This is a genomic window from Pseudoalteromonas sp. SWXJZ94C (assembly GCF_015864385.1).
GTDB lineage: Bacteria > Pseudomonadota > Gammaproteobacteria > Enterobacterales > Alteromonadaceae > Pseudoalteromonas.
Genome location: NZ_JADYXF010000022.1, coordinates 20,724 through 47,486, shown reverse-complemented (window position 1 = coordinate 47,486; position 26,763 = coordinate 20,724). Strand labels below are relative to the sequence as shown.

Genomic DNA, 26,763 nt, shown 5'->3' with positions numbered 1-26,763 from the left:
ATGCAACAACCGCTATTTATTAGCCATTACGCCATGATAAATGCACTAGGGTGTGATAATCAAAGTATAAAACGTAACTTACTTGCAGGCAGTCAAGAGGGTATTGTTATCAACAATACTTTATTTGACGAAGGTCCTATTTATGTTGGCGCTGTGGATGCAGAGTTACCCGAGTTAACTGACCGACCTCTTGAGTTTCAAACTCGAAATAATCAATTGGCAGCACATGCACTTGAGCAATTAAGAGAGCCCGTTACTGAGCTTAAAAAACAATATGGTGCACAGCGAATTGCAGTTATTGTTGGTACAAGTACATCAGGTATTGCCCAAGGTGAACAAGCAATGAAAACTCAACAGCGGGATGGTCTTTTTCCGAGTGAGTATCATTACCAGCAACAAGAGATGGATAATCTAGCGCAATTTATTCAAAGTGAGCTGGGTTTAGAAGGCGTTGCTTTTACGTTATCTACAGCATGTTCATCAAGCTCTAAAGCATTTGCGACAGCGCAAGAAATGATAGCTTGTGAATTAGCCGATGCTGCAATTGTAGGTGGTGTAGATAGCCTGTGTGGGATGACGGTAAATGGTTTTCATGCTTTAGCATCAACATCTGCAGGTATATCAAACCCATCAAGCAAAAATCGTGATGGAATAAACATAGGTGAAGCCGCTGCTTTATGTATTGTGCAAAAGCAGGGAAAAGTTAAATTATTAGGCGTTGGTGAATCCAGTGATGCGCATCATATGTCGGCACCTCATCCACAAGGTGAAGGAGCTGCAATGGCAATGCAAAGTGCGTTAGCTGCCGCCAATATCAATATAAATGAAGTCGACTATGTAAATTTGCATGGTACTGCAACGCCTAAAAATGATGAAATGGAAGCCATTGCTGTAATGAATGTTTTTGGTATTGAAACACCATGTAGCTCATCTAAAGGTATGATTGGTCATACATTAGGTGCCGCTGGCGCGACTGAAGTAGGTTTATGTTGGTTATTATTAGGGGACAATGATTATGCGCCTCATGTATGGGATGGTGAACGAGATACCAATTTACCCAAAATAAACCTTGTTTCAGTTGGTGCTAAACACCCTTCTATAATAACTACCTGTTTATCAAACTCATTTGCATTTGGCGGTAATAACGTCAGTGTATTAATCGGACTATAAGCTATGAATCACCCTCATCACCCAATCGAAAGTGTATTACCACACACTGCACCAATGATTTTAATCGATAGCTTAGAAAGTTATGACGAAATTAGTGGACGCTGTCTTGTTACAATTACTCCACAAAGTAATTTTTATGACCCTGAGTTAAAGAGGGTACCAAGCCATGTTGGAATTGAATATATGGCACAAACTATTGCTGCTTATGCTAACGCAAACCAAGTAGATAGTGGTGCTAAAGTAGAAGTTGGATTTTTAGTAAGCAGCCGTAAGTATAAAATGCATTGCACTGGTTTTTCTCTCAATAGCACTTTAACCATTGAAGTTGAAAAATTATATAGTGAAGAAAGTGGTTTAAGTGCATTTGAGTGCAAAATTAAAGAAGGCGACGCGCTATTAGTGGATGCCAAAATTAATGTATTTCAACCAGAAAACCCTAGCCAATTTTTAGCGGAGCAAATTTAATGTCAAGACGTGTACTAGTAACCGGTTCGAGTAAAGGTATTGGTAAAGCCATTGCTTTACAGCTAGCTAAAGATGGCTTTGATATTAGTTTGCATTGTCGATCAGGGATAGAGGCGGCACAACAGGTTAAATCTGAAATTATTGCTCTAGGTGTCAATGTTGATATTTTGCAATTTGATGTTGCAGATAGAAAATCAGCTAAAACAATTTTAGGTGGGTATGTAGAGCAACATGGTGCATTTTATGGCGTGGTATGCAATGCCGGGATTACAGCTGACACTGCATTTCCAGCAATGACAGATGAAGAGTGGGATAGTGTAATACACACAAACCTAGATGGCTTTTATAATGTGTTACATCCTTTAGTTATGCCAATGGTAAGTAATCGTAAAGGTGGGCGTATTGTCGCTATGTCATCAGTCTCGGGTGTTGCTGGTAATCGCGGGCAAGTTAATTATAGTGCATCAAAAGCGGGTATTATTGGAGCTTCGAAAGCTCTTGCTGTTGAACTTGCAAAACGAAAGATTACAGTTAATTGCGTGGCACCTGGTCTTATTGATACCGGTATGACTGATGATTTACCAATAGCTGAAATGAAAAAAATGATCCCCGCTAACCGTATGGGAAATGTAGATGAAGTGGCAGCAACTGTCGCTTTTTTAATGTCTGATGGTGCAAGTTATATTACCCGTCAGGTAATTCAAGTTAATGGTGGAATGGCGTAATGAAACGTGTAGTAGTAACGGGAATGGCGTCTATCACTGCGCTAGGTGATGATTGGAATGTATTCAAAGCGGCTTTAATAAAAGGTGAAAATGCGGTTAAACGTATGCCTAGCTGGGATTATATTGATGGCTTAAATACCAATTTAGCAGCCCCCGTTGAAGGCTTTAGTCGCCCAGCAAACTATACGCGAAAGAAGGTTCGTTCTATGGGGCGTGTTTCTCTAATGTCGACAGTTGCGACTGAGCGTGCCTTAGAGCAAGCACAATTGTTGGATCACCCAGCTTTAACTGATGGTTCTACCGGTGTGTCATACGGCTCTTCAATAGGTTCAACAGAGCCTTTAGTCTCTTTTGGTCGTATGATGGAAAGTGGTTCTATGAACGGCGTAACCGCGACGAGTTATATTCAAATGATGGCTCATACTGCACCGGTTAACGTTGGCGTTTTTTTTGGTTTAAAAGGTCGCGTGATCACGACAAGTTCAGCGTGTACTTCTGGTTCACAAGGAATTGGTTATGCTTATGAAGCCATAAAATTCGGTCGCCAAAAGTTGATGGTCGCAGGTGGTGCTGAAGAGTTATGTGTTACAGAAGCGGCTGTTTTTGATACTTTGTATGCAACGAGTACAAAAAATGAAACGCCTAAAAATACACCTAGACCGTTTGACAAAAACCGTGATGGATTAGTTATCGGTGAGGGCGCAGGTACCCTCATTTTAGAAGAGTATGAACACGCTAAAGCACGTGGTGCAACCATATTAGCTGAAGTTGTTGGTTTTGGTTGTAACTCTGATGGGCAACACGTAACGCAGCCAACTTCTGAAACAATGCAAGTTGCAATCGAAATGGCACTGCAAGACGCTAATATCTCAGCGGATCAAATTGGTTATATTAATGCACATGGTACATCAACCGATAGAGGTGACATTGCAGAATCTCATGCAACATTTAATGCATTAGGTGCTAAGCCTATTAGCTCTCTAAAAAGTTATCTAGGGCACACTCTTGGTGCGTGTGGTGCTATAGAAGCATGGGCAAGTATAAACATGATGAATGATGACTGGTTTGCACCTACTATTAATTTAACAGCAATCGACAGTGAATGCGCACCTCTTGATTACATTACTGAGGAAGGTCGAGAGATTCATACAAATTTTGTAATGAGTAACAACTTTGCTTTTGGTGGTATTAATACATCTCTTATTTTTAAACGGTTTCAAGGTGAATAAAGTTAAGTGGTTATACCTATTATTAATTTTATTTAGTACATTTTCGTTTAGTGCATCAAAGCTTGAAGTGGGTGGCGGTATTTTTATGGCTGACATCCCACATTACCTAGGTTCTGATCAAAGTGAACAGTATGTACTCCCCGTACCTTATATCCGTTATCAAAGTGATGATTTAGATATCGACCGCAATAGCTTTACAGGCTACTTGTGGCAGCAGGGGAACCTGCATTTAGACATTTCGGCAGGTGTAAGTATTGCCGTTGACAGTAAAGATAACACAGCACGTGAAGGCTTAGATGATTTAGATTGGGTATTTGAACTGGGACCATCATTAAATTATTATTTAATAGGAACTCCACAAACAAAACACCACCTATATTTTGGGCTTTTTACTCGAAAAGCTATGGCTACCGATTTTGGGTCTATTACGAATGTAGGTTGGCATTATGGACCGAGTGTGTATTTCGAGACGCCACTTTTAATAACGAATGATTATGAGTTAAGCACCAGTATTAGAGCAAATGCTAATTTTGCTGACGATCGTTATTTAAATTATTATTATGGTATTTCATTACTTGATAGTAGTACTGAACGAGCTGAGTTTAATAACCGTTCTGGATATTCAGGATCAGATTTATCCATTGGGATAAATCTTGATACTAAAAAATATTGGTTAGGTGGTTTTGTAAAATATGATTACCTAGCAAATACAAAGCAGCAACAGAGTCCTTTAGTTAAGCAAAATAGTAATATATCGCTTGGCTTTGGCGTTGCATGGAAATTTTATACACGAGAAGGAAGATAAAATGAAAACGATTATAAGTACGTTGCTTATTGCCACAGCATTAATGACATCGGCTGCTCAAGCCCGAGATGATATTAGTAAATACCCAATTCAAAAATTGTTAGAAACAACTAAAGCAAAAAATGCATTATTGGATATTCCACTTTACTTTGCTGACCAAAGTTATTCAAAAGAAAGCAGCAAATACGGTGAAGTAATCACTAATAAAAAAACCAATGCATTTGGTAAGTCTGATACTGAGGCATGTGAGTGGGTAATGTTAAGTGCACTTAAAGCATTACAAGAGCGTGCAGTAAAAGAAGGCATGAATGCAGTTGTTAATATTCAGTCATATTACAAAAAACGTGAGTTTGTTAGTAGTACTGAATTTGAATGCGGTGCGGGTACTATTATGGCCGGTGTTGCATTAAAAGGCACTTTAGTTAAGTTATAACTAACTGTTACTACTTTTTTGCTGTATAATTTGCGACCCTTGATAATGTGGCCGTAGGTTATACAGCATGAATTTTAAATCTTTTAGTTTCGCTCCTGAAATCATCCAGGCGTTGGACGAACTTAACTATCACACTCTTACGCCCATTCAGCGCGCAGCAATTCCAGCTGTTCGTAAAGGTAAAGACGTTTTAGCCAGTGCACAAACTGGTACCGGTAAAACTGCCGCGTTTGCTTTACCTATCATCCAAAAATTGGTTGAGTCTGAACTCAGCACTACTAATGCTCCTCATGCATTAGTTCTTGCCCCTACTCGTGAGCTTGCAGAGCAAATTGCTAATAATTTTAGAGACTTTGCAAAGCATACTTCACTTAAAGTAGTTAGTTTATTTGGTGGTGTTAGTACCGCTGGTCAAGCTAATTCACTTAAAGAAGGCGTAGATGTAGTTGTTGCTACACCAGGTCGTTTATTTGACCATATTCGTTTAGGTAACTTAAGCCTCGCGAATGTTAAGCATCTTGTTCTTGATGAAGCTGACCGTATGCTCGATATGGGCTTTATTGAAGATATGCAAAACGTGATTAAAAGCTGTGCAGAAGAGCGCCAGATTTTACTTTTCTCAGCTACTTTCCCTGCAGCAATTAAACAATTTGCATCTAAAGTATTGAAACAAGCTGAAATAGTTCGTGTTGATCAAACTAACAGTACAGCAAGTACAGTTGAGCATGTTGTTTACCCAGTTGAAGAGCGCCGTAAGCAAGAGTTACTTTCTGAGCTGATTGGTAAGAAAAACTGGCAACAAGTGCTTGTATTCGTAAACATGAAAGAAACAGCTGACGAGCTTGTTAAAGAGCTTAACCTTGATGGTATTCCTGCTGGCGTTTGTCATGGTGATAAGTCTCAGGGTAATAGACGTCGTGCCTTACGTGAATTTAAAGAAGGCAAAGTACGCGTATTAGTAGCTACTGAAGTTGCTGCTCGTGGTATTGATATTGATGGTTTACCTCGTGTAATCAATATTGATCTACCTTGGCTTGCAGAGGATTATGTTCACCGTATAGGTCGTACTGGTCGTGCTGGTAGACAAGGTCAAGCAATCTCATTTGTTAGCCGTGAAGAAGAAAATACATTATTTGAAATTGAAACGTTAATCGGTCAAAAAATCAAACGTGTATATTTAGAAGGTTATGAAGTAAGTAATCGCGAAGTGCTAATTGATAAAATTGGTAAAAAGCCAGCACATTTACGTCGTACACGTTCTAATAAATTATCTGGACAAGCGACGGGTGAAGCACGTGCGGTTAATCGCTCACGCATCTCAAGCATTCGTAAAAACTTAAAAGGCGAAAAATTGTCACTTAAAAAGTAACAGTTAACGCAGTTAAGTTTTTAAAAACCTGAGTTTACTCAGGTTTTTTTATGTCTTTAGAAAGTACTTTATCAATAATTTGAGCATAAGCGTAAGCTGCATACTCACCATTTATATCTGCGATAATTGATAACCCAACAGGTAAATGTTCTACTCTACCAACAGGCAAGGTAATGTGTGTTGTTCCAGCAATGGCAGGTAATGAACTGCTATTGTTTTTAGTACTATCGCCATTAATCAAATCAGTTTTCCAGGCTGGGGATGTTGTGGGTGCAATAACTATATCCAATATTTTATTACTGTATAGATTAGTAATTGCTTTTGTTGCAACAGAACGATAACGTGATTTAATTTGACGATATTTACGTTTTTCATCTAAGTTAATAGCATTAGATTGAATTAAAATATTCTGCCCAAAATGAGGCATTTCAATTTCTTTATTCTTTTCATTAAAATCAATTAAATTGCTCAAACTTTTTACGGTGACTTCTTTTGGCGTGTTTTTAAGGTATTGATTAATTTCATTCTTAAAGTCATAAAGTAGAATGTAGTATTCATCAGCTAATAATGTGTCTAAATTATCGGTTATGATAATGTTGACAAGTATATGCCCTGCAGCTTTTAAAGCTTGAATTTGTTTAGCATAGACTTTTTGTGTTTCAACTGTGAACTTATCACTCGGTAATACACCAATGATGAGAGGTTGTTTATTTTTTATGGTTGTCCGCTTTAGTCTAAAGTCGGTTGTAGATGTGTCCAGTGGATCTCTACCTTGTATTACAGATAAAACTGTTAGTGCATCATTTAAAGAGTGAGCCATTGGACCAATAGAATCTTGACTACTTGAAAGAGGTATACTGCCTGACCTAGATACTTGACCCATACTTGGTTTTATAGCATATATACCGTTAACAGAGGCAGGGCTTGTAATAGAACCATCTGTTTCAGTGCCAAGTGCTACAGGGGCTAAATTAAGCGCTATTGCAACGGCTGAACCGGAACTAGAACCCCAAGGACTTCGCGTTATATCGTGTGCGTTATTAGTTTGCCCTGCTATGCCACTCCAACCTGAAGATGAGAAAGACGACCGAAAGTTAGCCCATTCACTTAAGTTGGTTTTCCCTAAGATAATAGCGCCGGCACTGCGTAATTTTTTAACTACAAAGGCATCATTATTTGTAACGTTATTTTTAAGTGCTAAAGAACCAGCTGTTGTGGGAAGAGTACCTATAGTTTCTATATTATCTTTAAGTAGAACGGGAATACCATGTAAAGGTCCTGCCCATAAACCTCTTTCAGCCAGATTATCAAGAACCCTAGCTTGTTTTAATGCTGTAGGTTCGATGCTAATTACAGCATTATATTGTGGGTTAAGCTCTTTAATACGCTTAATATATAGCAGCGTAAGTTGTTCAGCATTAATGATTTTATTTTTGTAAGCGTTATGAATTTCGCCAATTGTTTTTAGCTCTTGTGCTTTTATATTAAATGTTACGAATATGCTTATAAATATTAGAAGGCTAATTTGTTTTTTAGTCATTATTAAAAGTAACTTAGTGTTTTACATATTTTACATAAAAAAAACCTCACAATGTGAGGCTTTTCTACAAAGAGGGTATTAAGTAAGTTTAAGCGTTTTCTAGCATAGACAGCGCAACCGCCTCAGCTGCTTTAATACCATCAATGCCAGCTGATAAAATACCGCCAGCGTAACCTGCACCTTCACCTGCAGGGTAAAGCCCTTTAGTATTAATGCTTTGGAACGTTTTATCGCGTTTAATACTGATTGGCGACGAAGTACGTGTTTCGACACCGGTTAGTAAACCGTCGTTAGTAGAAAAACCACGGATTTGTTTATTAAACGCAGGTATAGCTTCGCGAAGAGCATCAATAGCAAATTGCGGTAGTACCTTACTTAAATCAGTTAACTTAATACCGGGGGTGTAAGATGGTTGTATTTCACCTAACTCTGCAGATGATTTACCTTTTAAGAAGTCACCAATTAATTGTGCTGGTGCATCGTAGTTGCTACCACCAAGCTCGTAAGCTTGCTCTTCAAGTTTACGTTGTAAGTCTATACCTGCAAGCGGATCACCAGGAAAATCCTGCTCTGGAGAAATACCTACAACAATAGCGCTGTTAGCATTGCGCTCACTTCGCGAATATTGGCTCATGCCATTGGTTACAACACGTCCTTCTTCAGAGGTTGCCGCTACAACAGTACCGCCTGGGCACATACAAAAGCTGTAAACTGTGCGACCATTATCACAATGGTGAACAAGTTTATAATCGGCAGAGCCTAAAATAGGGTTACCTGCATTTGTACCAAAACGGCATTCATCGATCATTGATTGTTTATGTTCGATTCTAAAACCGACTGAGAATGGCTTTGCTTCAACGTAAATGCCTTTTTTGTGGATCATGTCAAACGTGTCACGAGCACTGTGACCTACAGCTAATACAACATGGCGAGTATTTAACTGCTCACCATTTGAAAGCGTTAAGCCTGTTACTTGCCCATCATCTAAATGAATGTCGTCAACACGTGTACTAAAGCGAATTTCACCACCGAGTTCTATTATGCGGGCACGCATTTTTTCAATCATGGTAACAAGTTTAAATGTACCAATATGTGGCTTGCTTACGTATAAGATTTCATCCGGTGCGCCAGCTTCTACAAACTCAGTTATTACTTTACGACCATAATGTTTTGGATCTTTTACTTGGCTGTATAATTTACCATCTGAGAAAGTACCTGCGCCACCTTCACCAAACTGTACGTTTGATTCTGTATTAAGTTTACGTTTACGCCAAAATCCAAACGTGTCTTTTGTACGTTCACGTACTTCTTTTCCACGTTCTAATATAATGGGATTAAAGCCCATTTGAGCAAGCAGTAAACCAGCAAACAAACCACAAGGACCAAAGCCAATAACAACAGGGCGTTCTGTAATGTTTTCTCCTGCTTGTGCTACAAATTTATAGTTTGTATCGGGTGCTGTTTTTACGTGCTGATCTTTTTCAAACGCAGCTAATAAATCAGCTTCGTTATCAACTTCTATATCGAGCGTATAGATAAGTAAAATTGCTGTTTTTTTACGTGCATCGTAACCACGTTTAAATACATTAAAGCTATGCAGTTGTTCAGGTTGGATTTTAAGTTTATTTACAATTGCTTGTCCAATTGCATTTTCGTCATGATCAAGTGGCAGCTTTATTTCGGTTAAACGTATCATTTATATCTCTTTTAGGTGTCATAGCGGGATTTAATTTACCGCTCACAATAAGGGGATGCAGGGCACAAAGTGTGTGCAAACATAAGCCGCGTATTTTACGTTAAAATAGTGCCATATGGCACTTATTTATTGTATTTTTGGGATGGATGGGTATGATCCGCACCTGTTGTTTTAAATATTAGGTATTAAACTATTATGGCGTTTGTAGTCACCGAAAATTGTATAAAATGTAAGTATACTGATTGTGTATCAGTGTGCCCTGCAGATGCATTTTTTGAAGGTCCTAATTTTTTAGCCATTAGCCCTATTGATTGTATTGATTGTGGCTTATGTGTACCTGAGTGCTCAGCCGATGCTATATTTCAAGAAGACGAATTACCTGAATCACAAAAAGAATTTACAGAGTTAAATGCAGAGCTTGCGCTCGTATGGCCACGTATTACAGAAGTAAAACCAGCACCGGACGATGCTGATATGTGGAATGGTGTTACAGATAAACTAAAACTTATTGAAACTTAACCTTTATACTTCGTTTAATTAATCCTTTATTATTAATTAGTTAATAAATTGCGTATTTAGTTTTTCAAAGTATTAACAAATCTATCCAGTTAAATTACAATCCAGCTTAGAAATCATTCTTATTGAATGAATGTAGTCTAAATGGATGTTTATGCAGTACTTTATAACTATAAAAAAACAAATTTACCTCTTTTTTCTAAGTAGCACTTTATTACTTTCTAGCTTTAACACTTTTGCTGACAAACAACACTTTTCACTTACTCGACTTGATCAAAGTATTACTGTTGACGGGGTTATGGATGAACCTCATTGGATCAATGCCACACACATTCCTATAGTTTATCAAGATGAGCCAAATGAAAAGGGCACACCTCCAGTAAAAACGGATGCTTATTTATACGAAGATGGCAGCAGCTTATATGTTGCTTTTATTGCCCAAGATCCAGACCCATCACAAATGCGCGCCTCTCTTCGTGACAGAGATACACTTTGGGAAGATGACGCTGTTATTCTTGTTATTGATACTTTTAACGATGAGCGAACAGGTTATGAGTTTCACGTAAATCCGCTTGGTGCACAAGGCGATATACGAATGACAGATACTGATGGCTGGAGTTCTGATACCTCATGGGATGCTATTTGGGATAGTGCCGGACAAATTACCGATCAAGGTTATGTTGTTGAAATGCGGATCCCTTTTAAAGCGCTGCGTTTCTCCGAAAATAAAAAAGAATTAACGTGGGGTTTTTCAGTAATGAGAAATTATCAACGTGACGTATTTTATCAGTTATCAAACATGGGCTTTGATAGAAATATAAAATGCAGCCTATGCCAATTTGATAAATTAATTGGTTTCAACGATATTGAATCAAGTAAAAATGTTCAAATAACGCCTACGTTAACTGCGCTTCGTAATGATTCAAAACCTCAAGTACCAGGTGATTGGGACAATGGTGATTTAGACACCGAAATTGGCTTAGATTTACGATGGGGTTTAACAAACGACGCCGTTATTAATGCAACAATCAACCCTGATTTTTCTCAAATCGAAACAGATTCTTTAGAGCTTGATGTTAACACTACATTTTCTATTTATTATGCTGAAAAACGTCCATTCTTTTTAGATGGAGCATCGTATTTCAAAAGTAGTTTATTTGAACTTTTATATACGCGAACTATTGCAGAACCCACGTTAGGTGCAAAGTTAACAGGTAAAACGGGAGATCATAGTTATGCATTGATGTTAGCTGATGATGATAATAGTAATATTTTACTTCCAACAAACCAAGGTTCTGGCTTTGCAAGTCTTAACGATAAAACAAATGCAGCTGCAGCAAGATATCAATTTGATATGGGTGAACAGGGTATAATTGGTCTTACAAGTACGCACCGAGAAAGTGATGATTATCATAATACTGTTTTTTCGATTGATGGGAGCTATTGGTTTAATCAATCAGATACTCTTTTATATCAAGCATCGACAGCTGACACCCGTAACTCTGAATTTTTAATTGAAAATTATAATACGTCTGAAACACAGTCAGACCAAGCGTATGCGTTGGAACTAACTCGTGATAAACGTGACTATAAATTATTTTCATATTATGAAAATATTGGTCAAGACTATCGGACTGACTTAGGCTATCAGGCTAAAGTAGATTACGAAAAAGTGGGGTTTGGTGGCGGACAAACATGGTATAGAGACGAAGCTGATTTGCTAACTTCATGGTCGTACGAAGCAGAATGGGATAAAACATGGGCACAAAATGGTGACTTACTTGAAGAAGAATACGAGGGTTTTTTAAGTTTTAAAGGTCAAAAACAATCTATTTTTGAAATTGGTTTAGTGCACCGTTATGAAAATTATAACGACAATTTTTATAATCAAAATATTGGTTATATTTACACTGGGTTTAAACCCACTAAAGATTTAAAGTTATCACTATATATTGAATACGCTAGCCGAATTGACTATGCAAACGAGCAGTTAGGCGATGCTTTTGATACACAAACGCAAGTAGTGTGGGATATTAACGATCATTGGCAAATGGACCTAAAACACAATTACAGCCAGTTAGATGCGCCAGATGGTGAACGTATTTTTACCGCGAACCTTATAGATTTTAGACTTTATTATAAATTTAGTATGCGCTCTATGCTTAAGTTAATATTACAGTTTGAAGATATTGACCGAAATGAAGATGCTTATTTTTATCAGGTAAGTCAAATTAATAAAGACTACGGCAGCCAACTTGTTTACTCATATAAAATTAACGCACAAACGCTATTTTATTTAGGTTATTCAGATAAAGGCTATCAAGATGATTCACTTAAGAGTGTTGAGCGAGATCAGCGTACGTTTTTTACAAAAGTTAGTTATGCATGGCAACTTTAATAATTAGTAATAGGTTGATTGATATTTACGCTATTTATATTAATTAGCTTAAAAACTGAGGTCTTACCAGCAGTTTTTATCAGTCATATTATTGTAACTAATTACTATGTAGTACATTATTACTTGCGTGGTACTAAAAGTAGGCGATATAATCTCTCTTTAGTTTGGGTTTAATAGGAAAGAAAACGTAGATGGATTTTCATAATGAATAAATTTAAGCCGATGGTTGCTCTATTTGTTATTGTTATTTTATTTGGCTTTTGTCTAAATATAGAATTAACGAGTCAAATTAATCGTATAAATTTATTTCAATCGAAAATAGATATACGCACTTTTAATATTAGCAGTACAGATCTTGATATGGCACCTTGGTACAACCCTGTACTTAATGGTCATTATATAATCCATCAGCCCAACATGGATTATTTGTTAATAAAAACAACTGACACTGAATTTGTAGCTGCAAATGCTAACAGCTTAATCATGATGGCTTTAAGTTCTCCTTTTAACTTTTTAATGGTATTTATCGCATTTTTTGGTTTTGCTGTGTATGTAAAAAAAGAGCGAAGAAAAAGCTTTTATAAAAATAAAATTAAACAATTAAATACCCAAACCAATAGTTTATTAAATGCATTTAACTTAAAAAGTAAACTTTCAGAAAATCCCAACGGAATAACAAACCTTGGCCAATCTATAAATACTTTAAATACACACGTTGCAAATTACGTTAAACAAACACAAACCAGTATATGCCAAGATAAGCTAACACTTTTAATTGACCGACATGCATACATAGAGCATATAGATAGACAAATTAATCACACCGAAAATGACACTCTTAAATGCGCATTACTGTTTATAGACTTAGATGGTTTTAAACAAGTAAATGACTCGTTTGGGCACAGCTTTGGTGATGAAATTTTGGTTCAAGTAGCTACTCGTTTAACCAATGTATTGCGCCATCATAAATTAAGTCATATCAACAGTGCTAACCAGCTTGAGCAAAATTTATCGCGTTTAGGTGGTGATGAGTTTTCAATATTTATTGAATCGTTAGAGACAGATGAAAAAGTTGTTGATATAGCAAAGCACGTCCTTAGTGAGCTTGAAAAAGATTTTGTACTTGGTAATAAAATTGTAAAAATTAGTGCAAGTATTGGTATTGCCGCTTATCCAGAGAGTGCATCTACCCCTCAAGCATTATTGCAGTTAGCTGATGTTGCAATGTACCGTGCTAAAAGTGATGGTAAAGGTATTTTTAAAGTTTACTCTCCTGAAATGGGTAACAAAATGCGACGTTACCACTATTTACTCGAAGAATTACGATTAGCAGTAGCCTGTAAAGATTTTTACTTAGCTTTTCAACCAATTGTGCATGTTGAAGATTGCATGATTGATTACTTTGAAGCGCTTACTCGTTGGGATCACCCTATAGAGGGAATGATCCCTCCTTCTGAATTTATACCTATAGCAGAAGAGTCTAATTTAATTTTAGAGTTGGGCGATTGGATAATGCTTGAATCGTGTAGGCAGATGGCTGCTTGGCATAATGCCGGTATGCGAAAAGTTAAAATATCAGTTAATGTTTCAGGGGTACAATTAAAGCATCGTGATGTTTATGATTGGATAATGAAAAAGCTTAAGAAAACAGGTCTACCTGCTAAGTCACTTATGTTAGAAATTACAGAGTCGACATTTATAAAAGCAAATCCACTGATGATTAAAGATCTTGAAAGATTAAGAAAAGAGGGGGTGACTATTGCTATTGATGATTTTGGCACGGGTTTTAGTTCTCTTAGTACACTTGCTGATTTACCAATAGATGTTATTAAAATAGACCGTTCTTTCATAACTCAAGCTAATAAGAGCCAAAAATATAACGATATATTAAATACAATAAGTGAGCTTGGTCAAAAGTTAGGTCTCAAAATTGTAGCTGAAGGGGTAGAGGACATAGCACAATTTGAATTAGTTAAAAAAATAGGTGTTAGTTCAGTACAAGGTTATTTGGTGAGTCGACCAGAGTCATCTGTAAACGTAGGTAATAAAGTGTTACGTAATAACACAAGTAACCTTTCAGCTTCGGGTTCAAGTGCTTGGGAAATACCTTCATCATAATAAGTATTTTATAAATAATGCTTTATTAAAAAGCATTAAGCATACTTTTAGTAATGTAAGAGCTTAAAATATCTTTATATGACATTACATCTTTGTATTAGTAAATCTACTAAATATAAATACACGTTACATAACCACGGCTTAATTTAAAAACTCCTATACCACTTTAAATTTAACTTTGTTATAAGCCAGTGCTCTTAGCATTAAGAGGTTTAATGACTAAATATATTGGCGTAATAGATTAAGTAGGATGATTTAAATATCTTGTAAAACCTATAACTAAAATTATAAATGCTAAATACAACCTGCTAAAAATCACACTTCTTCAATTACCTTTTAAATTTTTGTGCGTAGTTAAATCCCTTTCGTTCATCGTTATATGAACTAAGGTAACAATTGCAGCTAAAAATTTAGAGTAGGTCATTCTTTATTAAATGTTGTTTAAAATTTTAATGAATAGAAGTTAAGTAGAGTGGATAACATTGTGTAAATTACGTGTGCTTTTTACTTAAAGATAAGGGGTGTAGTTGTTATTCTCATAATATTAATTGGTGAAGGTGTAAATAAAATATAAAAAAGAGCCACAAAAGTGGCTCTTTTAAATGAGTATTACTTATAAATCAAATGTACGTGAAATAGCTAAAACAATACGCTCATCAGAATAATCGTAATCTAAGCTGGTATCTTCAGCCGCTACTTCAATATTAAAACCTTCGTAACTAGTTTGATAAGCTAGGCGGTAATGTCTGTATGATTTTTTCTGGTTTACATCCCACTCCCATTTGTCGCCATCAAGTGAGTTTGATATATCAAAGCTGGCACGTAGAGCGTGGTTTGGTGCTAGCTCGTACGTGTGTGCAATCATTGATATTACATGACCCGCACCGGTTCCAAAGTAGTCCCAGCTGTACCAAAAGTTAAGTTCAGTTTGACCATACTCACTCGCATAACCAAATTTAGTGTATGTTTCTGCGTAATTAAAATCGCTGTTGTTACCTTGGTAAGTATAATAAGCGATACCGTAATCTGCACTAAATTGCTCATTTAGTTGTACATATTTACCTACATAAGCATCAAGTTCAAAATCAGTGTCATCACCAAAATCAACATTTGAAGCCCATACGCCAGCATATACGCCGCTATCAAAAGCATAGTCTAAGCTGCCTTGAATTGCTGGGTCGCTATCCGTTTGGCTTACACCGTTAAACGTATAATCAGACGCTGCTGTGATTGTTGTTGACCAATCAGCTGCTGCGGTTGTTGATAAAAGTGCAAATGGTAGTGCTACTACAAGTTGTTTTAGTTTGTTATTCATTGTTTATCCCTAGTGTACAGTGTCTATTTTTGTGTAATCAATTTTATTTTCTTTTGGTGAGCTATCAATATTAGTTACTGTTTTAAATTTGTTATAGCCAATAAATGCGGCACAAATAAAGAACAAACCAATTACTAATGCACCTACCCATTGAATTTGTAAAAATTCTAATTTAAATAATAGCGTCAATAACGATAGGGCAATAACGTTCATCGCCATGTACTTTGCTTTACCAAAACGTTTTACAGTTAAATTAAGGTTATCTGTATATAAGCGCACTAACGAATCAAGTGAGTTAATTACAAATACAATACCTACAAACACCATCGCAAAGTTTTTAATACCCTGAGTCGAAATGCCTGCTTCGTGGTATTGGTATAACACGCTAAACCAGATTGCAATTGGAATTGAAGGAAAGATTAACATTGCACCAAGTACTTGGTATGTTTTAAGACCCCCGACAAAACGTGATGTAAATTGACCAATCATTATGCTCCATGCGAACCACCAGAATAAATAAAACTCATGATAGTCATTAAGCGGTAAAACAAATTCATTAATATTAGCGAAATACGTTCCGATTGATCCTAGGTTATCTGTAAATGCTGACATCTCATTGTCGCCCATTGCAAAAGCGCCAACCCACATAAAGGCAATCAATGCTAAAAACAGCCACGTAGTAGAAATACTTAAAATACGAACATATTTAATATCTGTACTCGAGTACACAGCAAAACAAATAGCAGCGAATACGATTAGATAAAACTCAGGAGCTACACTTGAATCATCAGCCAATCCAGGTAAATACCAAGATAAATTGTTCAATAATAAATAAGCGGTGAATGCGCATGTACCAATAATTACAACATTATTGATAAATTTAACCCAAGGAATTTCGAAAAATTTAACTTTAGGTTCTATTACACAGAAATAAAAGCACGTAAGAAAGTAAAATCCCCAGATTAAAAATCCCCAGTAGCCAAACTCAATAGCCAGTGGATTTGCAAACGCGTATTCTGGGCTTGCTTTTATGTCTGCATAACCTGCAAACTCGGTTAAAGGAAACATAATAAGGCCAACATCAAGGCCTGACGTAAATAGTATAGCGATAAAAGTAAAGGTTTTTACCGGTGTAACACCTACTACGCGAACATTACCCCATTTTATTAAAATAGTGATAATGGCAAGTAAGGTAAAAATGATGCCTGCACTAAGCCAAATAGTCATTGTTACCCTCCAGTAATGAATAAAAATAATTCATAAGCACTCCGTATTTTATTGTTTTATTCTTGCATTAACACAACGTAACCTATTTACATCGTGTGCCACTGCAAGGCGCCCTTTGGTTTAGCCCGACGAGACTAAACCAAGCGAGTGGCTAAAGTTAGATCTCCGTACTACGTTGTGTTTCTTGCCAATTAGAATTTATGGCAACATTCACATCCGATTTCTGTAATGGGTTTTTACCTAAGATTATGTCAGCTGCTTTTTCGGCAACCATAATAGTAGGTGCATTCAAGTTTCCGTTAGGAACAGTTGGGAAGATAGATGAGTCAACAACACGTAGTCCTTCAATACCATGTACTTGGGTATTAGAATTAACAACGGCCATATCGTCTTCACCCATTTTGCACGAGCAAGAAGGGTGATATGCGCTTTCTACGGCTTGGCGTACAAAGGCATCTATTTCTTCATCTGTTTGAATATGTTTACCTGGTTGAATTTCTTCATCGCGGTATTCATCAAAAGCATTTTGCTCAATTATATCGCGCGTTAAGCGCACACAGGCTCTAAAGCCTTCAATATCGTCTTGATGCTCAAGGTAATTAAATAAAATGGTTGGTGGCTGCTCTGGGTTAGCTGAAGCTATAGTGACACTACCACGGCTTTTTGGTTTGTTATGACCAACATGTACCTGAAAACCATGACCAGCAAATGCACTCCTGCCATCGTAACGCATAGCGGCTGGCAAAAAGTGATACTGAATATCAGGCCATTCAACACCTGGTTTTGAGCGAATAAACGCACACGATTCAAAATGATTTGTTGCACCTAAACCTGAACGCGTTAATAACCAACGAGCTCCAATCAAACCTTTTGAAATAAGACCTAGCTTGCCATTGAGTGTAATAGGTTGCTTACACTTGTATTGAAAGTAAAACTCAAGATGATCTTGTAAGTTTTGACCAACACCTGGTAAATGATGTGTTACTTCAACGCCTGCTTTTTCTAGCGTTTGAGTATCACCAATACCAGAGAGTTGTAAAATATGCGGAGAACCAATCGGTCCTGCGCTTAATACAACGTCTTTTGCAGCATGTGCGGTTTTAACGTTGCCATTAACTTTGTATTCAATACCGGTAGCTTTTTTGCCATCTAAAATCACACGCTGTGCTAACGCACCAGTAATAATAGTTAAATTACTACGCGACTTAACAGGGTCTAAATATTCACGAGAAGCAGAGCTGCGCACACCGTCTTTTACGGTCATGTGCATAGGGCCAAAACCCTCTTGCTGCGACGCATTGTAATCATCTGTAGAAGCGTAACCGGCTTGAACACCTGCTTTGATAAAGGTGCGGTAAAGCGGGTTTTTCATTTCGTTGCCGTTATTAACGCCAAGCGGGCCTTTGCCACCACGGTAAGTATTTTCACCAAGGTAAAAGCTTTCTGCTTTTTGAAAATACGGCAAACATGATTGGTAATCCCAACCGTTTGCACCGTGTTGTTGCCATTCGTCAAAATCTTTTGCATGACCACGTACATACACCATGCCGTTTATAGATGACGAACCGCCTAATACTTTACCGCGAGGACAATGCATTTCACGATTACCTAAATGAGGTTCTGGTTGTGTATGAAACTGCCATGCATATTTGTCACTATTCATAGGAATAGATAACGCGGTTGGCATTTTTATAAAAATACTTTTATCGCTACCGCCAGTTTCAAGTAGTAATACACGGTTACTTGAATCTTCAGACAAACGGTTTGCTAAAACACAACCAGCCGAACCCGCACCAACAATAATATAGTCGTAATGATTACTCATAGTAGGGCGCCTTAAAATGGGCTTTCTATGTCGGTCATACCAACATAAATAGACTTAGTTTGTGTGTAATGATCAAGTGTTTCTATGCCATTTTCACGACCAATACCCGATTGCTTATAACCGCCAACTGGCATTTCAGCAGGTGAGTTACCGTAAGCATTAATCCAACAAATACCCGCTTGTAATTGGTGTATAACGCGGTGCGCGCGTTTAATATCGCTAGTAAATACACCTGCGGCTAAACCAAGGTGAGTGCCGTTAGCACGTGCAATAACATCGTCTTCGTCTTCAAAAACAAGCACGCTCATTACCGGACCAAATATTTCTTCTTTAACGATAGTCATGTCGTCATTACAATCAATAAACACAGTCGGTGCTACAAAATAGCCATTAGGGGCAGATTCCGGAGACAGTGTTGTGCCACCAGTTAATAGCGTTGCGCCTTCTTCGATGCCTTTATTAACGTAGCTCATTACTAAATCTTGATGCTTTTTAGAGATAAGTGCGCCAAAGTTTGTATTTAAATCTTGAGGGTCACCGGCAATAATGTTTTTCTCAGTGCGCGCTTTAAGCTCATCAATAAACTGCTGATATACATTTTTATGAACGTAAATACGTGTACAGTTAGTACATATTTCGCCTTGCGTATAAAAATTACCTAACATCGCAGCGCTAACAGCTTGCTCAATATTGGCATCATCAAAAACTAATAGCGGAGATTTACCACCAAGTTCCATCGTTACATCTTTTAAAGTACCCGCAGCGCTTGCCACTACTTTTTTACCTGTGCCTACTTCACCAGTGAACGATACCTTATCAATCTCACTGTGCTGTGTTAGCCACTGACCTACATCGCCCGCACCTTGAACAACATTAAACACACCAGCCGGTACACCAGCTTCAACAAATACTTCTGCAAGTTTTAGTGCACCTAGTGGCGTTTCCTCTGATGGTTTGAATATAAACGCATTACCAGCAGCGAGAGCAGGGCCCGACTTCCAACATGCAATTTGCAAAGGGTAGTTCCATGCACCAATACCAGCACATATACCTAATGGTTCTTTGCGTGTGTAATAAAAATCGTTGCCAACCATTTGTTGCTGGCCTACTTGTGCAGGAGCTAAACCAGCAAAGTATTCAATTACATCAGCGCCAGTTTCTATATCAACACAATTTGCTTCTTGCATTGGTTTACCAGTATCGAGTACTTCTATTAGTGCTAACTCATCGTTGCGTTCGCGTAACAAAGCAACGGCTTTTAATAAAATACGACTACGTTCAATTGGCGCCATTGCTGACCATTGAGCAAAACCTTGTTTTGCGCTTTCAATAGCTGCGTTTTGAATAAATTCATCAGCAATTTCTACTGCGTAAATAACCTCACCCGTTGCCGGATTTGTTACATCAAATGTTTTGCCGCTTTGGTTTGCAAGGAAATGGCCGTTAATAAAATTTTGATAGACAGGTGTAGTCACGCTAGGCTCCATATTGCTTTATGAGTGAATGTACATAGCTTTTTGCTAAATCTTCACTGTGTTTAAACTGGTTATTATCTGATTTACTAAGTACTGCTCTTAACCATAGGCCATCGATCATTGCGGCGCTAAGTTCAGCAGCTTGTTTGGCTTGCTCTGTAGGCATTAATTGCTTAAAAGAGAATGCTAAATTACTTTGCAAGCGGTTACTGTTTACATTTTGTAATCTGTGTAGTTCAGGGTCGTGCATTGATTGAGCCCAAAAGCTCAACCATGTTCTAGTGGTGTCACCGCGTTGCTGAACAAGTGCAAAGTTGGCTTCAACTATAAACATCAACCTCTGTACTGGGCTTGTATTACTATCAACTTTCCCAATTAACTCTTTATTAAGATTTGAGAGTAGGTATCTAACAGTGGCTTCAATGAGCCCTTGTTTGCCACCAAAATAATGACTAATTATGCCAGACGATAAACCTGCATTTTTACTAATGCTATTTATCGTTGTTCCTTGCAATCCACGCATTGCAACCGACTCTATTGTCGCGTCAATTAACTGCTGACGCCTGACAGGTTCCATTCCAACTTTAGGCATAATTATTATTAATTGAACGTTCAATAAACATAAGCTTAAGGTAATAGCTCTAATAATTCAAGGCTAAAGTAAATTACTAGATGCTAAAATGTAGATAGATTATTAACAAAAACACACGAAAGCCCGTAAAGTTAGTGCTTAAAGGAGGTGCTTATAATTCATTAAAAAACAAATGGTTAGGTTTTGCTTTGACGAGGGGGATGGTTGTAACGTATTCTTTACTTGTTCGCATTAATAAAACGATTAAAAATAATGTTAGTACGGTAATGATTAGAGTACTAATAGTATTATTTTAATACAATGGGTCAATAATGGAACAATTACTTAGTACACTAATAAACTTTGAAAGAAGGAATGATTGCTAAAAGCAACCTAATTAGACCATGCACATCTAGCTAAAGTTGCTGTTAAAACTAAATGTAAGCAATACGCCAATTTAATGATCTATTGTATTTATTAACCCTTTAAAAAGCAGAGGGTAGCGTCTTAATCTGTTTCCTATATAGTCATCAGCCAATATTTGTTGGCAAATAAAATCAATATCTTCGCTTGCTTCAAAAACCCAATCAAAGCGCTCTATGGCGAGTAAAAAGCCACGCTTTAAATGGGCTTGGGAGCGATACTGCTCCAAATTGCTTTTAATAATAGAAACTTTGCTAGGATTAGCTCTAAGCTCTTCTACTACTTGATTTATAAAAGTAGTATTGAGCTTACTGGTAGGGCGGTGTCTGCGTTTTCGTGGGTGCATTAGCTCTCGTTTGCAATGTTATATAATTTTTTTAAAAAGTCGTCTTTGTGTTTTTCATGTTCGTATTCAAGATGGTAAGTATTGTGAAAACCAAAGCGTAATTCAACACCGCTACCTTGTAAGTATACGGTGTAACCATCTACGTCTGAATATGCAGTAACACCTTGATAATGTTTACCTTCATCAGTCATTTCACCTTTTTGAATTATGCGTTCATACACCGCTAAAATCTGTTTATTGTCGAGTTCGTTTTTCATGCTTCATACCCTTCGTTTAGTAACTCATACGATATAGATATGAGGGTCGATCATCTTAAAAACAATAGCTAAAAAATTGTGATATTACTTTGTAATTTAGCTTTTTTAAATTATGCTCAAAACTCATTTATTTTTGAGCTTACACCATGATAGACAAGGCGTTACTACTTAAAACTCGAGAGTTATCAGATCAATTAATTGCTCTTCAAACACCCATTAGAATACTTGATGCTATTAATTGGGATAAGCAAACTAAAGAGGAATTTTTTAGACAAAAATGTCAAAAAAATCCACTTATAGACCGCGCATATTACCAACAGCGCGATCTCGGATTTGTACCTAGCGAGTTACGCCAAGCGTTTTCTACTTTGCACCGCAACATTATTAATCAATTGGGGCAGTTAAATCCGATTGCTCAATATATGGGAAAAATGTGCACCGAGTATAAAACGGTATTAAGTATGCTTGAATATCGTGGCACGCCTGAGTTTCATGACTTATCGGTGGAGTTATTTGGTCACCCTAAAGATTTATTTCATGCGGGTGAGCCATCACTATCTGAACTAGCTAATATGTTAGAGCAGCCATTACAAAACTTATTAGTTGCAGACATACTGCCAGATGATCCAAAAAACATTGATGCGGTTGATGCTGTGCGCATTTTATCTGAGCAAGTTAATGCAAGTATGACGGGTATAAATGTAGAAGTAATGCTTAGCGATGGTATTGTCAGTGATGCTGCAGCGGGTGCTAATAATATAAAACTAAATCAAGATGTTAAGTTTTCTCAGCGGGAACTTGATATTTTAGAAGTTCACGAAGGGTGGATACATGTAGGTACAACTCAAAATGGTTTGGCTCAGCCGTATTTAACATGTTTGAGTAAAGGCACGCCTAGCTCAACTATTACCCAAGAAGGTTTAGCGGTACTAACCGAAATTATTACTCTAAAATCGACTCCAAGGCGTTTATCTAAATTAGTGAATCGTATTCAAGCCGTTACAAAGGTAATAGATGGCGCTGAGTTTGTAGACATTTACCGTGATTACGTAGCGCAAGGTTTATCAAAAGACGACAGCTACACACTCGCGCAGCGTGTATTTAGAGGCAGTACGCCAACAGGTCTGCCTTTTACAAAAGATATTGCCTATATTAAAGGCTTTGTACTGGTATATAACTTAATTCGCGTAGCAATACAGCTAGGTCGAATCGATAGACTGCCTTTATTACTCGTGGGTAAAATATCGATAGATGACTTTAGATTAATATCTCAACTTCATGATTTAGGTGTAATAGAAAGCCCTAAGTTTGTGCCACCACATTTTAAAGATTTGCGTGGTTTAGCAACTTGGTTGAGCTTCGGTCGTTTTATTGGTGACTTATCGTTTGAAAAGTTAGAAAACGACTATAAACCGCTATTTTTATAATTAATCAATATACTTATCGACATAAAAAAAGCCCATAACGGGCTTTTAAAATAAAGTACTTTAGGTTTTGCTATCGAGCGTTGGTGCTTTCAAATATTTTGTCAGCTGAGGCTGCAACAAAACCAGTATAAAGCTCACCGTCGGCTTTAGGGTAACGAATAGCAAACTCATAAAAACAGCTAGGAATGCTCATATCACCGTCACTAAAGGTAACAGAGTATTCATCAGCCAGTGTTGACGATTGCTCTAGTAACACCTCTGGTGAGCCTTTAACTTCGCCGCCTGACGTATTAAGCGAAAAGCCAGCGTCTTTTAGGGCTTGGTTAACATCTTCAATGTTATTAAACTTAGCAAGCGTATTAATATTTACGGTAAAGTGATTGGCACGGTAGCCCCACGCCGACATCCACGCTGCATATTCGCTTTCAGCTAGCAGCTGCTTATAAGTATCGGTGCTTACTTGCCAATGCGTGCCTGAATACAAAAAGTTATCAGCAGTAACAGCACTTTCATCAATTTTATCAACCATATCGGTTACGATAGCTTGTAATTCTGGCGAGCATTTTTCTACTAGTAGCTCAGAAATAAACACTTTTGGCTGATTAGGATCGCTATGCTCGTAGTGCTTTGCGTAGAGTTTTTTAGCTTCAAAATGGTACTCACCACATTCTTTGTAACCAATAGCTAAAAAATGAGCTGCGAGCTTTTCAAGACCTACTTTTTCGATATTAAATGTACGCAGCGCAATATGATCGTTAATAATGTCATCTTTTTGCGTTGACCCTAAAAGGTCATGAATTTTGTCTGCCGATGGTGTTACGTTTAAGTAGTTTTTCCAAAGGCTCTCAAATAATGTGTTTACATCAGTATGCATGTTAAATCCTTAAATCTAAAATTTTGGTTTTATTACTTATTCAATTACCAAGCCTGGCGCTAGGGTTTGCGGTAAGCTCACTTTGTCTGACTCAACAGATGCTACAGGATATGCACAGTAATCAGCGGCGTAATAGGCACTTGCTCTGTGATTACCACTGGCGCCTATGCCGCCAAATGGAGCTGCGCTAGAGGCACCCGTAATAGGGCGGTTCCAGTTAACAATACCTGCACGAATGCGCTTTAAAAAGTGAGTGTAATCATCTTCGTTATCAGCTAGTAAACCTGCAGATAAGCCAAAGCTTGTGTTATTGGCTTCAATGATTGCGCTGTCAAAGTCATCAAAGCGATACACTTTAATTAGCGGTCCAAAATGTTCTTCATCGGGCATGTCGGTAATGTTTGTTACATCAATAATGCCGGGACTTACAAAACCTGTGCCTGGTTTTAATTGCTTAAGTTCAACAAGGATTTGTGCGCCTTTTGACACTAATTCACTTTGCGCAGCGACCATACCCAGTGCTGCTTTTTCGCTTATCATTGCACCCATAAAAGGCTGCACTGTAGCAAAGCTGTCGTCTACAACTATGTTTTTAGTCGCGCTTATTAGCTTTTCTAAAATAGCATCGCCATTGAGCGATTTTTCAATAAATAAGCGGCGTGCACACGTACAGCGCTGACCTGAGGTAATAAAGCCTGATTGAATAATATCATGCACAGCAGCGCTTATATCACTCACGTCTTTTACAATAAGGGGGTTATTACCGCCCATTTCAAGTGCTAAAATTTTGCCCGGGTGTCCTGCAAATTGCTTATGTAGTAAGTGACCAGTGTTTGAGCTACCGGTAAAAAATAAGCCATCTATGTCTTTATGAGATGCAAGTGCTTTACCTGTTTCAATTTCACCTTGCACAAGGTTAATAACGCCCGCTGGCAAACCTGCTTTTAGCCAAAGTGAGAGCGTAAATTCTGCAACGTGCGGCGTCAGTTCTGATGGCTTAAATATTACGGTGTTGCCTGCTAAAATTGCAGGAACAATATGCCCGTTTGGTAAATGCCCCGGAAAGTTATACGGGCCAAAAATAGCCACAACGCCATGCGGTTTGTGTCTAATAAACGCTTTAGCACCGGGCATTGGGTTTTCGGTTGTACCAGTACGCTCATGATACGCTTTTACAGATATAGCTACTTTGCCTGTCATTGCGCCCACTTCGGTGCGGGTTTCCCATAATGGCTTACCTGTTTCGCGTGCAATTATGGTCGCAAATTCTTCACTGTGTTCTTTTAATTGTGCTGCGAAGTTTTCAAGAATGGCTATACGCTCTCCAAGTGGCTTATCTGCCCATTGTAATTGCGCAGCTCTGGCTGCTTTGATAGCTGAATCTACTTGATCAGCGTTTGCGCCATTACCTTGCCATACCACATCGCCATTACTTGGATTGATTGACTCAAATGCTGGACCAAGACCCACATGCCACTGGTTATTAATTAGGTGTGTATTCATAAATAATTTACAGGCGGAAAAATCGCGCTGCATCTCCTTGGCTTAAATTAAGCGCCTTAGCTACATCTTGGCTAATGACGAGGGTATGTTTTGCATGATTGTAATGTGCGTCTTTGGTAAATGTTGCTCTAAAGCCACTTACGCCTTGATTACATACAGCCAGCGTATCAGAGCTATTTTGTGATATGTGATCAAGCTCACCAATAGTAATAGGGCAAACTTGAGAGTCGCGAATGCTGCGAATATTACCAAGCTTTGCTTCAACCGTTGGACCTGCGTCAAATAAGTCAACGTAGCCTCTGTGCTCAAAACCTTCTTTTTCTAATAATTTTAGCGCAGGTTTTGTTTTTTCATGCACATGCCCAATAACTGCTTGGGCTTTTTTGCTAAGCAAGTTCACATAAATAGGGTATTTAGGCATTAACTCGCTAATAAATACCTTATCGCCTAAGCCAACTAAGTGATCCGCCTCTGGAAATTCGATACTAAAAAAGTGCTCTTGCAGCCATTGCCAAAAAGGAGAATGGCCGTCTTCGTCGCTAACACCGCGCATTTCTGCGATAACAGTATCGGCAAAACGCTCGCTATGCTGAGCCATAAACAAAAAGCGTGAACGCGATAAAAATCGCCCCGTTAAACCTTTGCGGCTATTTTCGCGCAAAAATAATGTGCATATTTCAGAGCAACCTGTGTAGTCGTTACACATGCTTAAAATATCAACGGTGTTATATACATTTAAAGTAGGCGAGTGGTGTACTGTTTTACCTAAATGATAATGATATAAAGGCACCGATAAACCTACCGCAGCTTCTATAGCGGTTGTGCCAATAACGTCACCTGTTTCACTGTCTTCTAAAACAAATAAATAGCTTTCATCAAGTGGCTGGTTAATGTTTTTGGCAAAGCTTTTTTCAGCACGTTCAATTTTTTCTTTAAGCTGTGCATCGTCCACAGGTAAAGAGGTAAACCCATGACCGGATTCAATCGCTATTTGTTTAAGCGCGTCAAAATCATTGGCAGTAATAGGACGTAATACTTGCATTTATTGCTTGCTCC

The 26,763-nt window shown here is 37.8% G+C and carries 23 protein-coding genes; 11 read left to right on the top strand and 12 right to left on the bottom strand.

Features of this window, described 5'->3' with window-relative positions:
- The 7 genes from I6F65_RS11165 (at position 1) to I6F65_RS11135 (ending at position 6,196) form a co-directional block, all read left to right on the top strand.
- Positions 1 to 1,170: a beta-ketoacyl-[acyl-carrier-protein] synthase family protein gene (locus tag I6F65_RS11165; protein ID WP_197112902.1), complete on the top strand. Its 1,170-nt coding sequence runs from the start codon at positions 1 to 3 to the stop codon at positions 1,168 to 1,170.
- Between the two features lie 3 nt (positions 1,171 to 1,173).
- Positions 1,174 to 1,635, top strand: a complete 462-nt coding sequence (locus tag I6F65_RS11160; RefSeq protein WP_197112901.1) for a hotdog family protein — start codon at positions 1,174 to 1,176, stop codon at positions 1,633 to 1,635.
- A complete protein-coding gene (locus I6F65_RS11155; RefSeq protein ID WP_024611388.1) occupies positions 1,635 to 2,360 on the top strand; it encodes a 3-ketoacyl-ACP reductase FabG2 in 726 nt (241 codons plus the stop codon). Before I6F65_RS11160 ends, I6F65_RS11155 begins: the two co-directional genes overlap by 1 nt.
- Positions 2,360 to 3,589 carry a beta-ketoacyl-ACP synthase gene (locus tag I6F65_RS11150; protein WP_166109557.1) on the top strand — a complete coding sequence of 410 codons (1,230 nt, stop codon included), beginning with the start codon at positions 2,360 to 2,362 and terminating at the stop codon, positions 3,587 to 3,589. Before I6F65_RS11155 ends, I6F65_RS11150 begins: the two co-directional genes overlap by 1 nt.
- Complete coding sequence (locus I6F65_RS11145) at positions 3,582 to 4,394, top strand: MipA/OmpV family protein (protein WP_024611387.1); 813 nt, start codon at positions 3,582 to 3,584, stop codon at positions 4,392 to 4,394. Before I6F65_RS11150 ends, I6F65_RS11145 begins: the two co-directional genes overlap by 8 nt.
- A gap of 1 nt (position 4,395) precedes the next feature.
- Complete coding sequence (locus I6F65_RS11140) at positions 4,396 to 4,827, top strand: hypothetical protein (RefSeq protein ID WP_024611386.1); 432 nt, start codon at positions 4,396 to 4,398, stop codon at positions 4,825 to 4,827.
- 67 nt (positions 4,828 to 4,894) lie between these two features.
- On the top strand, positions 4,895 to 6,196 hold the full coding sequence (locus tag I6F65_RS11135) for a DEAD/DEAH box helicase (protein ID WP_024611385.1): 1,302 nt from the start codon (positions 4,895 to 4,897) through the stop codon (positions 6,194 to 6,196).
- A 34-nt stretch (positions 6,197 to 6,230) separates the two neighbouring features.
- On the opposite strand, the gene I6F65_RS11130 is transcribed toward I6F65_RS11135, so the two are convergent.
- Both I6F65_RS11130 and I6F65_RS11125 read right to left on the bottom strand, forming a co-directional pair.
- On the bottom strand, positions 6,231 to 7,736 hold the full coding sequence (locus I6F65_RS11130) for an amidase family protein (RefSeq protein WP_197112899.1): 1,506 nt from the start codon (positions 7,734 to 7,736) through the stop codon (positions 6,231 to 6,233).
- Positions 7,737 to 7,824: 88 nt separating this feature from the next.
- Positions 7,825 to 9,432: an NAD(P)/FAD-dependent oxidoreductase gene (locus tag I6F65_RS11125; protein ID WP_197112897.1), complete on the bottom strand. Its 1,608-nt coding sequence runs from the start codon at positions 9,430 to 9,432 to the stop codon at positions 7,825 to 7,827.
- A gap of 195 nt (positions 9,433 to 9,627) precedes the next feature.
- On the opposite strand from I6F65_RS11125, the gene fdxA reads away from it, so the two are divergent.
- From fdxA to I6F65_RS11110, 3 genes are all read left to right on the top strand, one after another.
- The gene (gene fdxA, locus I6F65_RS11120) at positions 9,628 to 9,951 is read left to right on the top strand and encodes a ferredoxin FdxA (protein ID WP_024611382.1); all 324 of its coding nucleotides are present in this window, start codon (positions 9,628 to 9,630) and stop codon (positions 9,949 to 9,951) included.
- Positions 9,952 to 10,102: 151 nt separating this feature from the next.
- Positions 10,103 to 12,346: a carbohydrate binding family 9 domain-containing protein gene (locus tag I6F65_RS11115; RefSeq protein WP_197112895.1), complete on the top strand. Its 2,244-nt coding sequence runs from the start codon at positions 10,103 to 10,105 to the stop codon at positions 12,344 to 12,346.
- A gap of 204 nt (positions 12,347 to 12,550) precedes the next feature.
- Complete coding sequence (locus tag I6F65_RS11110) at positions 12,551 to 14,464, top strand: bifunctional diguanylate cyclase/phosphodiesterase (RefSeq protein WP_024611380.1); 1,914 nt, start codon at positions 12,551 to 12,553, stop codon at positions 14,462 to 14,464.
- Between the two features lie 613 nt (positions 14,465 to 15,077).
- Here the strand turns inward: I6F65_RS11110 and I6F65_RS11105 are convergent.
- From I6F65_RS11105 to I6F65_RS11075, 7 genes are all read right to left on the bottom strand, one after another.
- The gene (locus I6F65_RS11105; protein ID WP_024611379.1) at positions 15,078 to 15,779 is read right to left on the bottom strand and encodes a TorF family putative porin; all 702 of its coding nucleotides are present in this window, start codon (positions 15,777 to 15,779) and stop codon (positions 15,078 to 15,080) included.
- A 9-nt stretch (positions 15,780 to 15,788) separates the two neighbouring features.
- The gene (locus I6F65_RS11100; protein WP_197112893.1) at positions 15,789 to 17,006 is read right to left on the bottom strand and encodes a BCCT family transporter; all 1,218 of its coding nucleotides are present in this window, start codon (positions 17,004 to 17,006) and stop codon (positions 15,789 to 15,791) included.
- A gap of 157 nt (positions 17,007 to 17,163) precedes the next feature.
- A complete protein-coding gene (betA, locus tag I6F65_RS11095) occupies positions 17,164 to 18,831 on the bottom strand; it encodes a choline dehydrogenase (protein WP_197112891.1) in 1,668 nt (555 codons plus the stop codon).
- 11 nt (positions 18,832 to 18,842) lie between these two features.
- Positions 18,843 to 20,306: a betaine-aldehyde dehydrogenase gene (betB, locus tag I6F65_RS11090; RefSeq protein ID WP_197112883.1), complete on the bottom strand. Its 1,464-nt coding sequence runs from the start codon at positions 20,304 to 20,306 to the stop codon at positions 18,843 to 18,845.
- A 1-nt stretch (position 20,307) separates the two neighbouring features.
- Positions 20,308 to 20,883, bottom strand: a complete 576-nt coding sequence (betI, locus tag I6F65_RS11085; protein ID WP_024611375.1) for a transcriptional regulator BetI — start codon at positions 20,881 to 20,883, stop codon at positions 20,308 to 20,310.
- Positions 20,884 to 21,334: 451 nt separating this feature from the next.
- Positions 21,335 to 21,646, bottom strand: a complete 312-nt coding sequence (locus I6F65_RS11080; RefSeq protein WP_024611374.1) for a hypothetical protein — start codon at positions 21,644 to 21,646, stop codon at positions 21,335 to 21,337.
- The gene (locus I6F65_RS11075; protein ID WP_197112881.1) at positions 21,646 to 21,903 is read right to left on the bottom strand and encodes a DUF3081 domain-containing protein; all 258 of its coding nucleotides are present in this window, start codon (positions 21,901 to 21,903) and stop codon (positions 21,646 to 21,648) included. The genes I6F65_RS11080 and I6F65_RS11075 overlap by 1 nt, the downstream gene beginning before the upstream one ends.
- 146 nt (positions 21,904 to 22,049) lie before the next feature.
- On the opposite strand from I6F65_RS11075, the gene I6F65_RS11070 reads away from it, so the two are divergent.
- Positions 22,050 to 23,330: a flavohemoglobin expression-modulating QEGLA motif protein gene (locus I6F65_RS11070; RefSeq protein WP_024611372.1), complete on the top strand. Its 1,281-nt coding sequence runs from the start codon at positions 22,050 to 22,052 to the stop codon at positions 23,328 to 23,330.
- Between the two features lie 70 nt (positions 23,331 to 23,400).
- Here I6F65_RS11070 and I6F65_RS11065 read toward each other — a convergent pair whose 3' ends face one another.
- The 3 genes from I6F65_RS11065 to astA are packed head-to-tail and all read right to left on the bottom strand — an operon-like array spanning position 23,401 to position 26,749.
- A complete protein-coding gene (locus I6F65_RS11065) occupies positions 23,401 to 24,204 on the bottom strand; it encodes a DUF1338 domain-containing protein (RefSeq protein WP_197112879.1) in 804 nt (267 codons plus the stop codon).
- A 36-nt stretch (positions 24,205 to 24,240) separates the two neighbouring features.
- A complete protein-coding gene (astD, locus tag I6F65_RS11060; RefSeq protein WP_197112877.1) occupies positions 24,241 to 25,707 on the bottom strand; it encodes a succinylglutamate-semialdehyde dehydrogenase in 1,467 nt (488 codons plus the stop codon).
- A gap of 7 nt (positions 25,708 to 25,714) precedes the next feature.
- Positions 25,715 to 26,749 carry an arginine N-succinyltransferase gene (astA, locus tag I6F65_RS11055; RefSeq protein ID WP_007580762.1) on the bottom strand — a complete coding sequence of 345 codons (1,035 nt, stop codon included), beginning with the start codon at positions 26,747 to 26,749 and terminating at the stop codon, positions 25,715 to 25,717.
- Positions 26,750 to 26,763 lie beyond the last annotated feature (14 nt).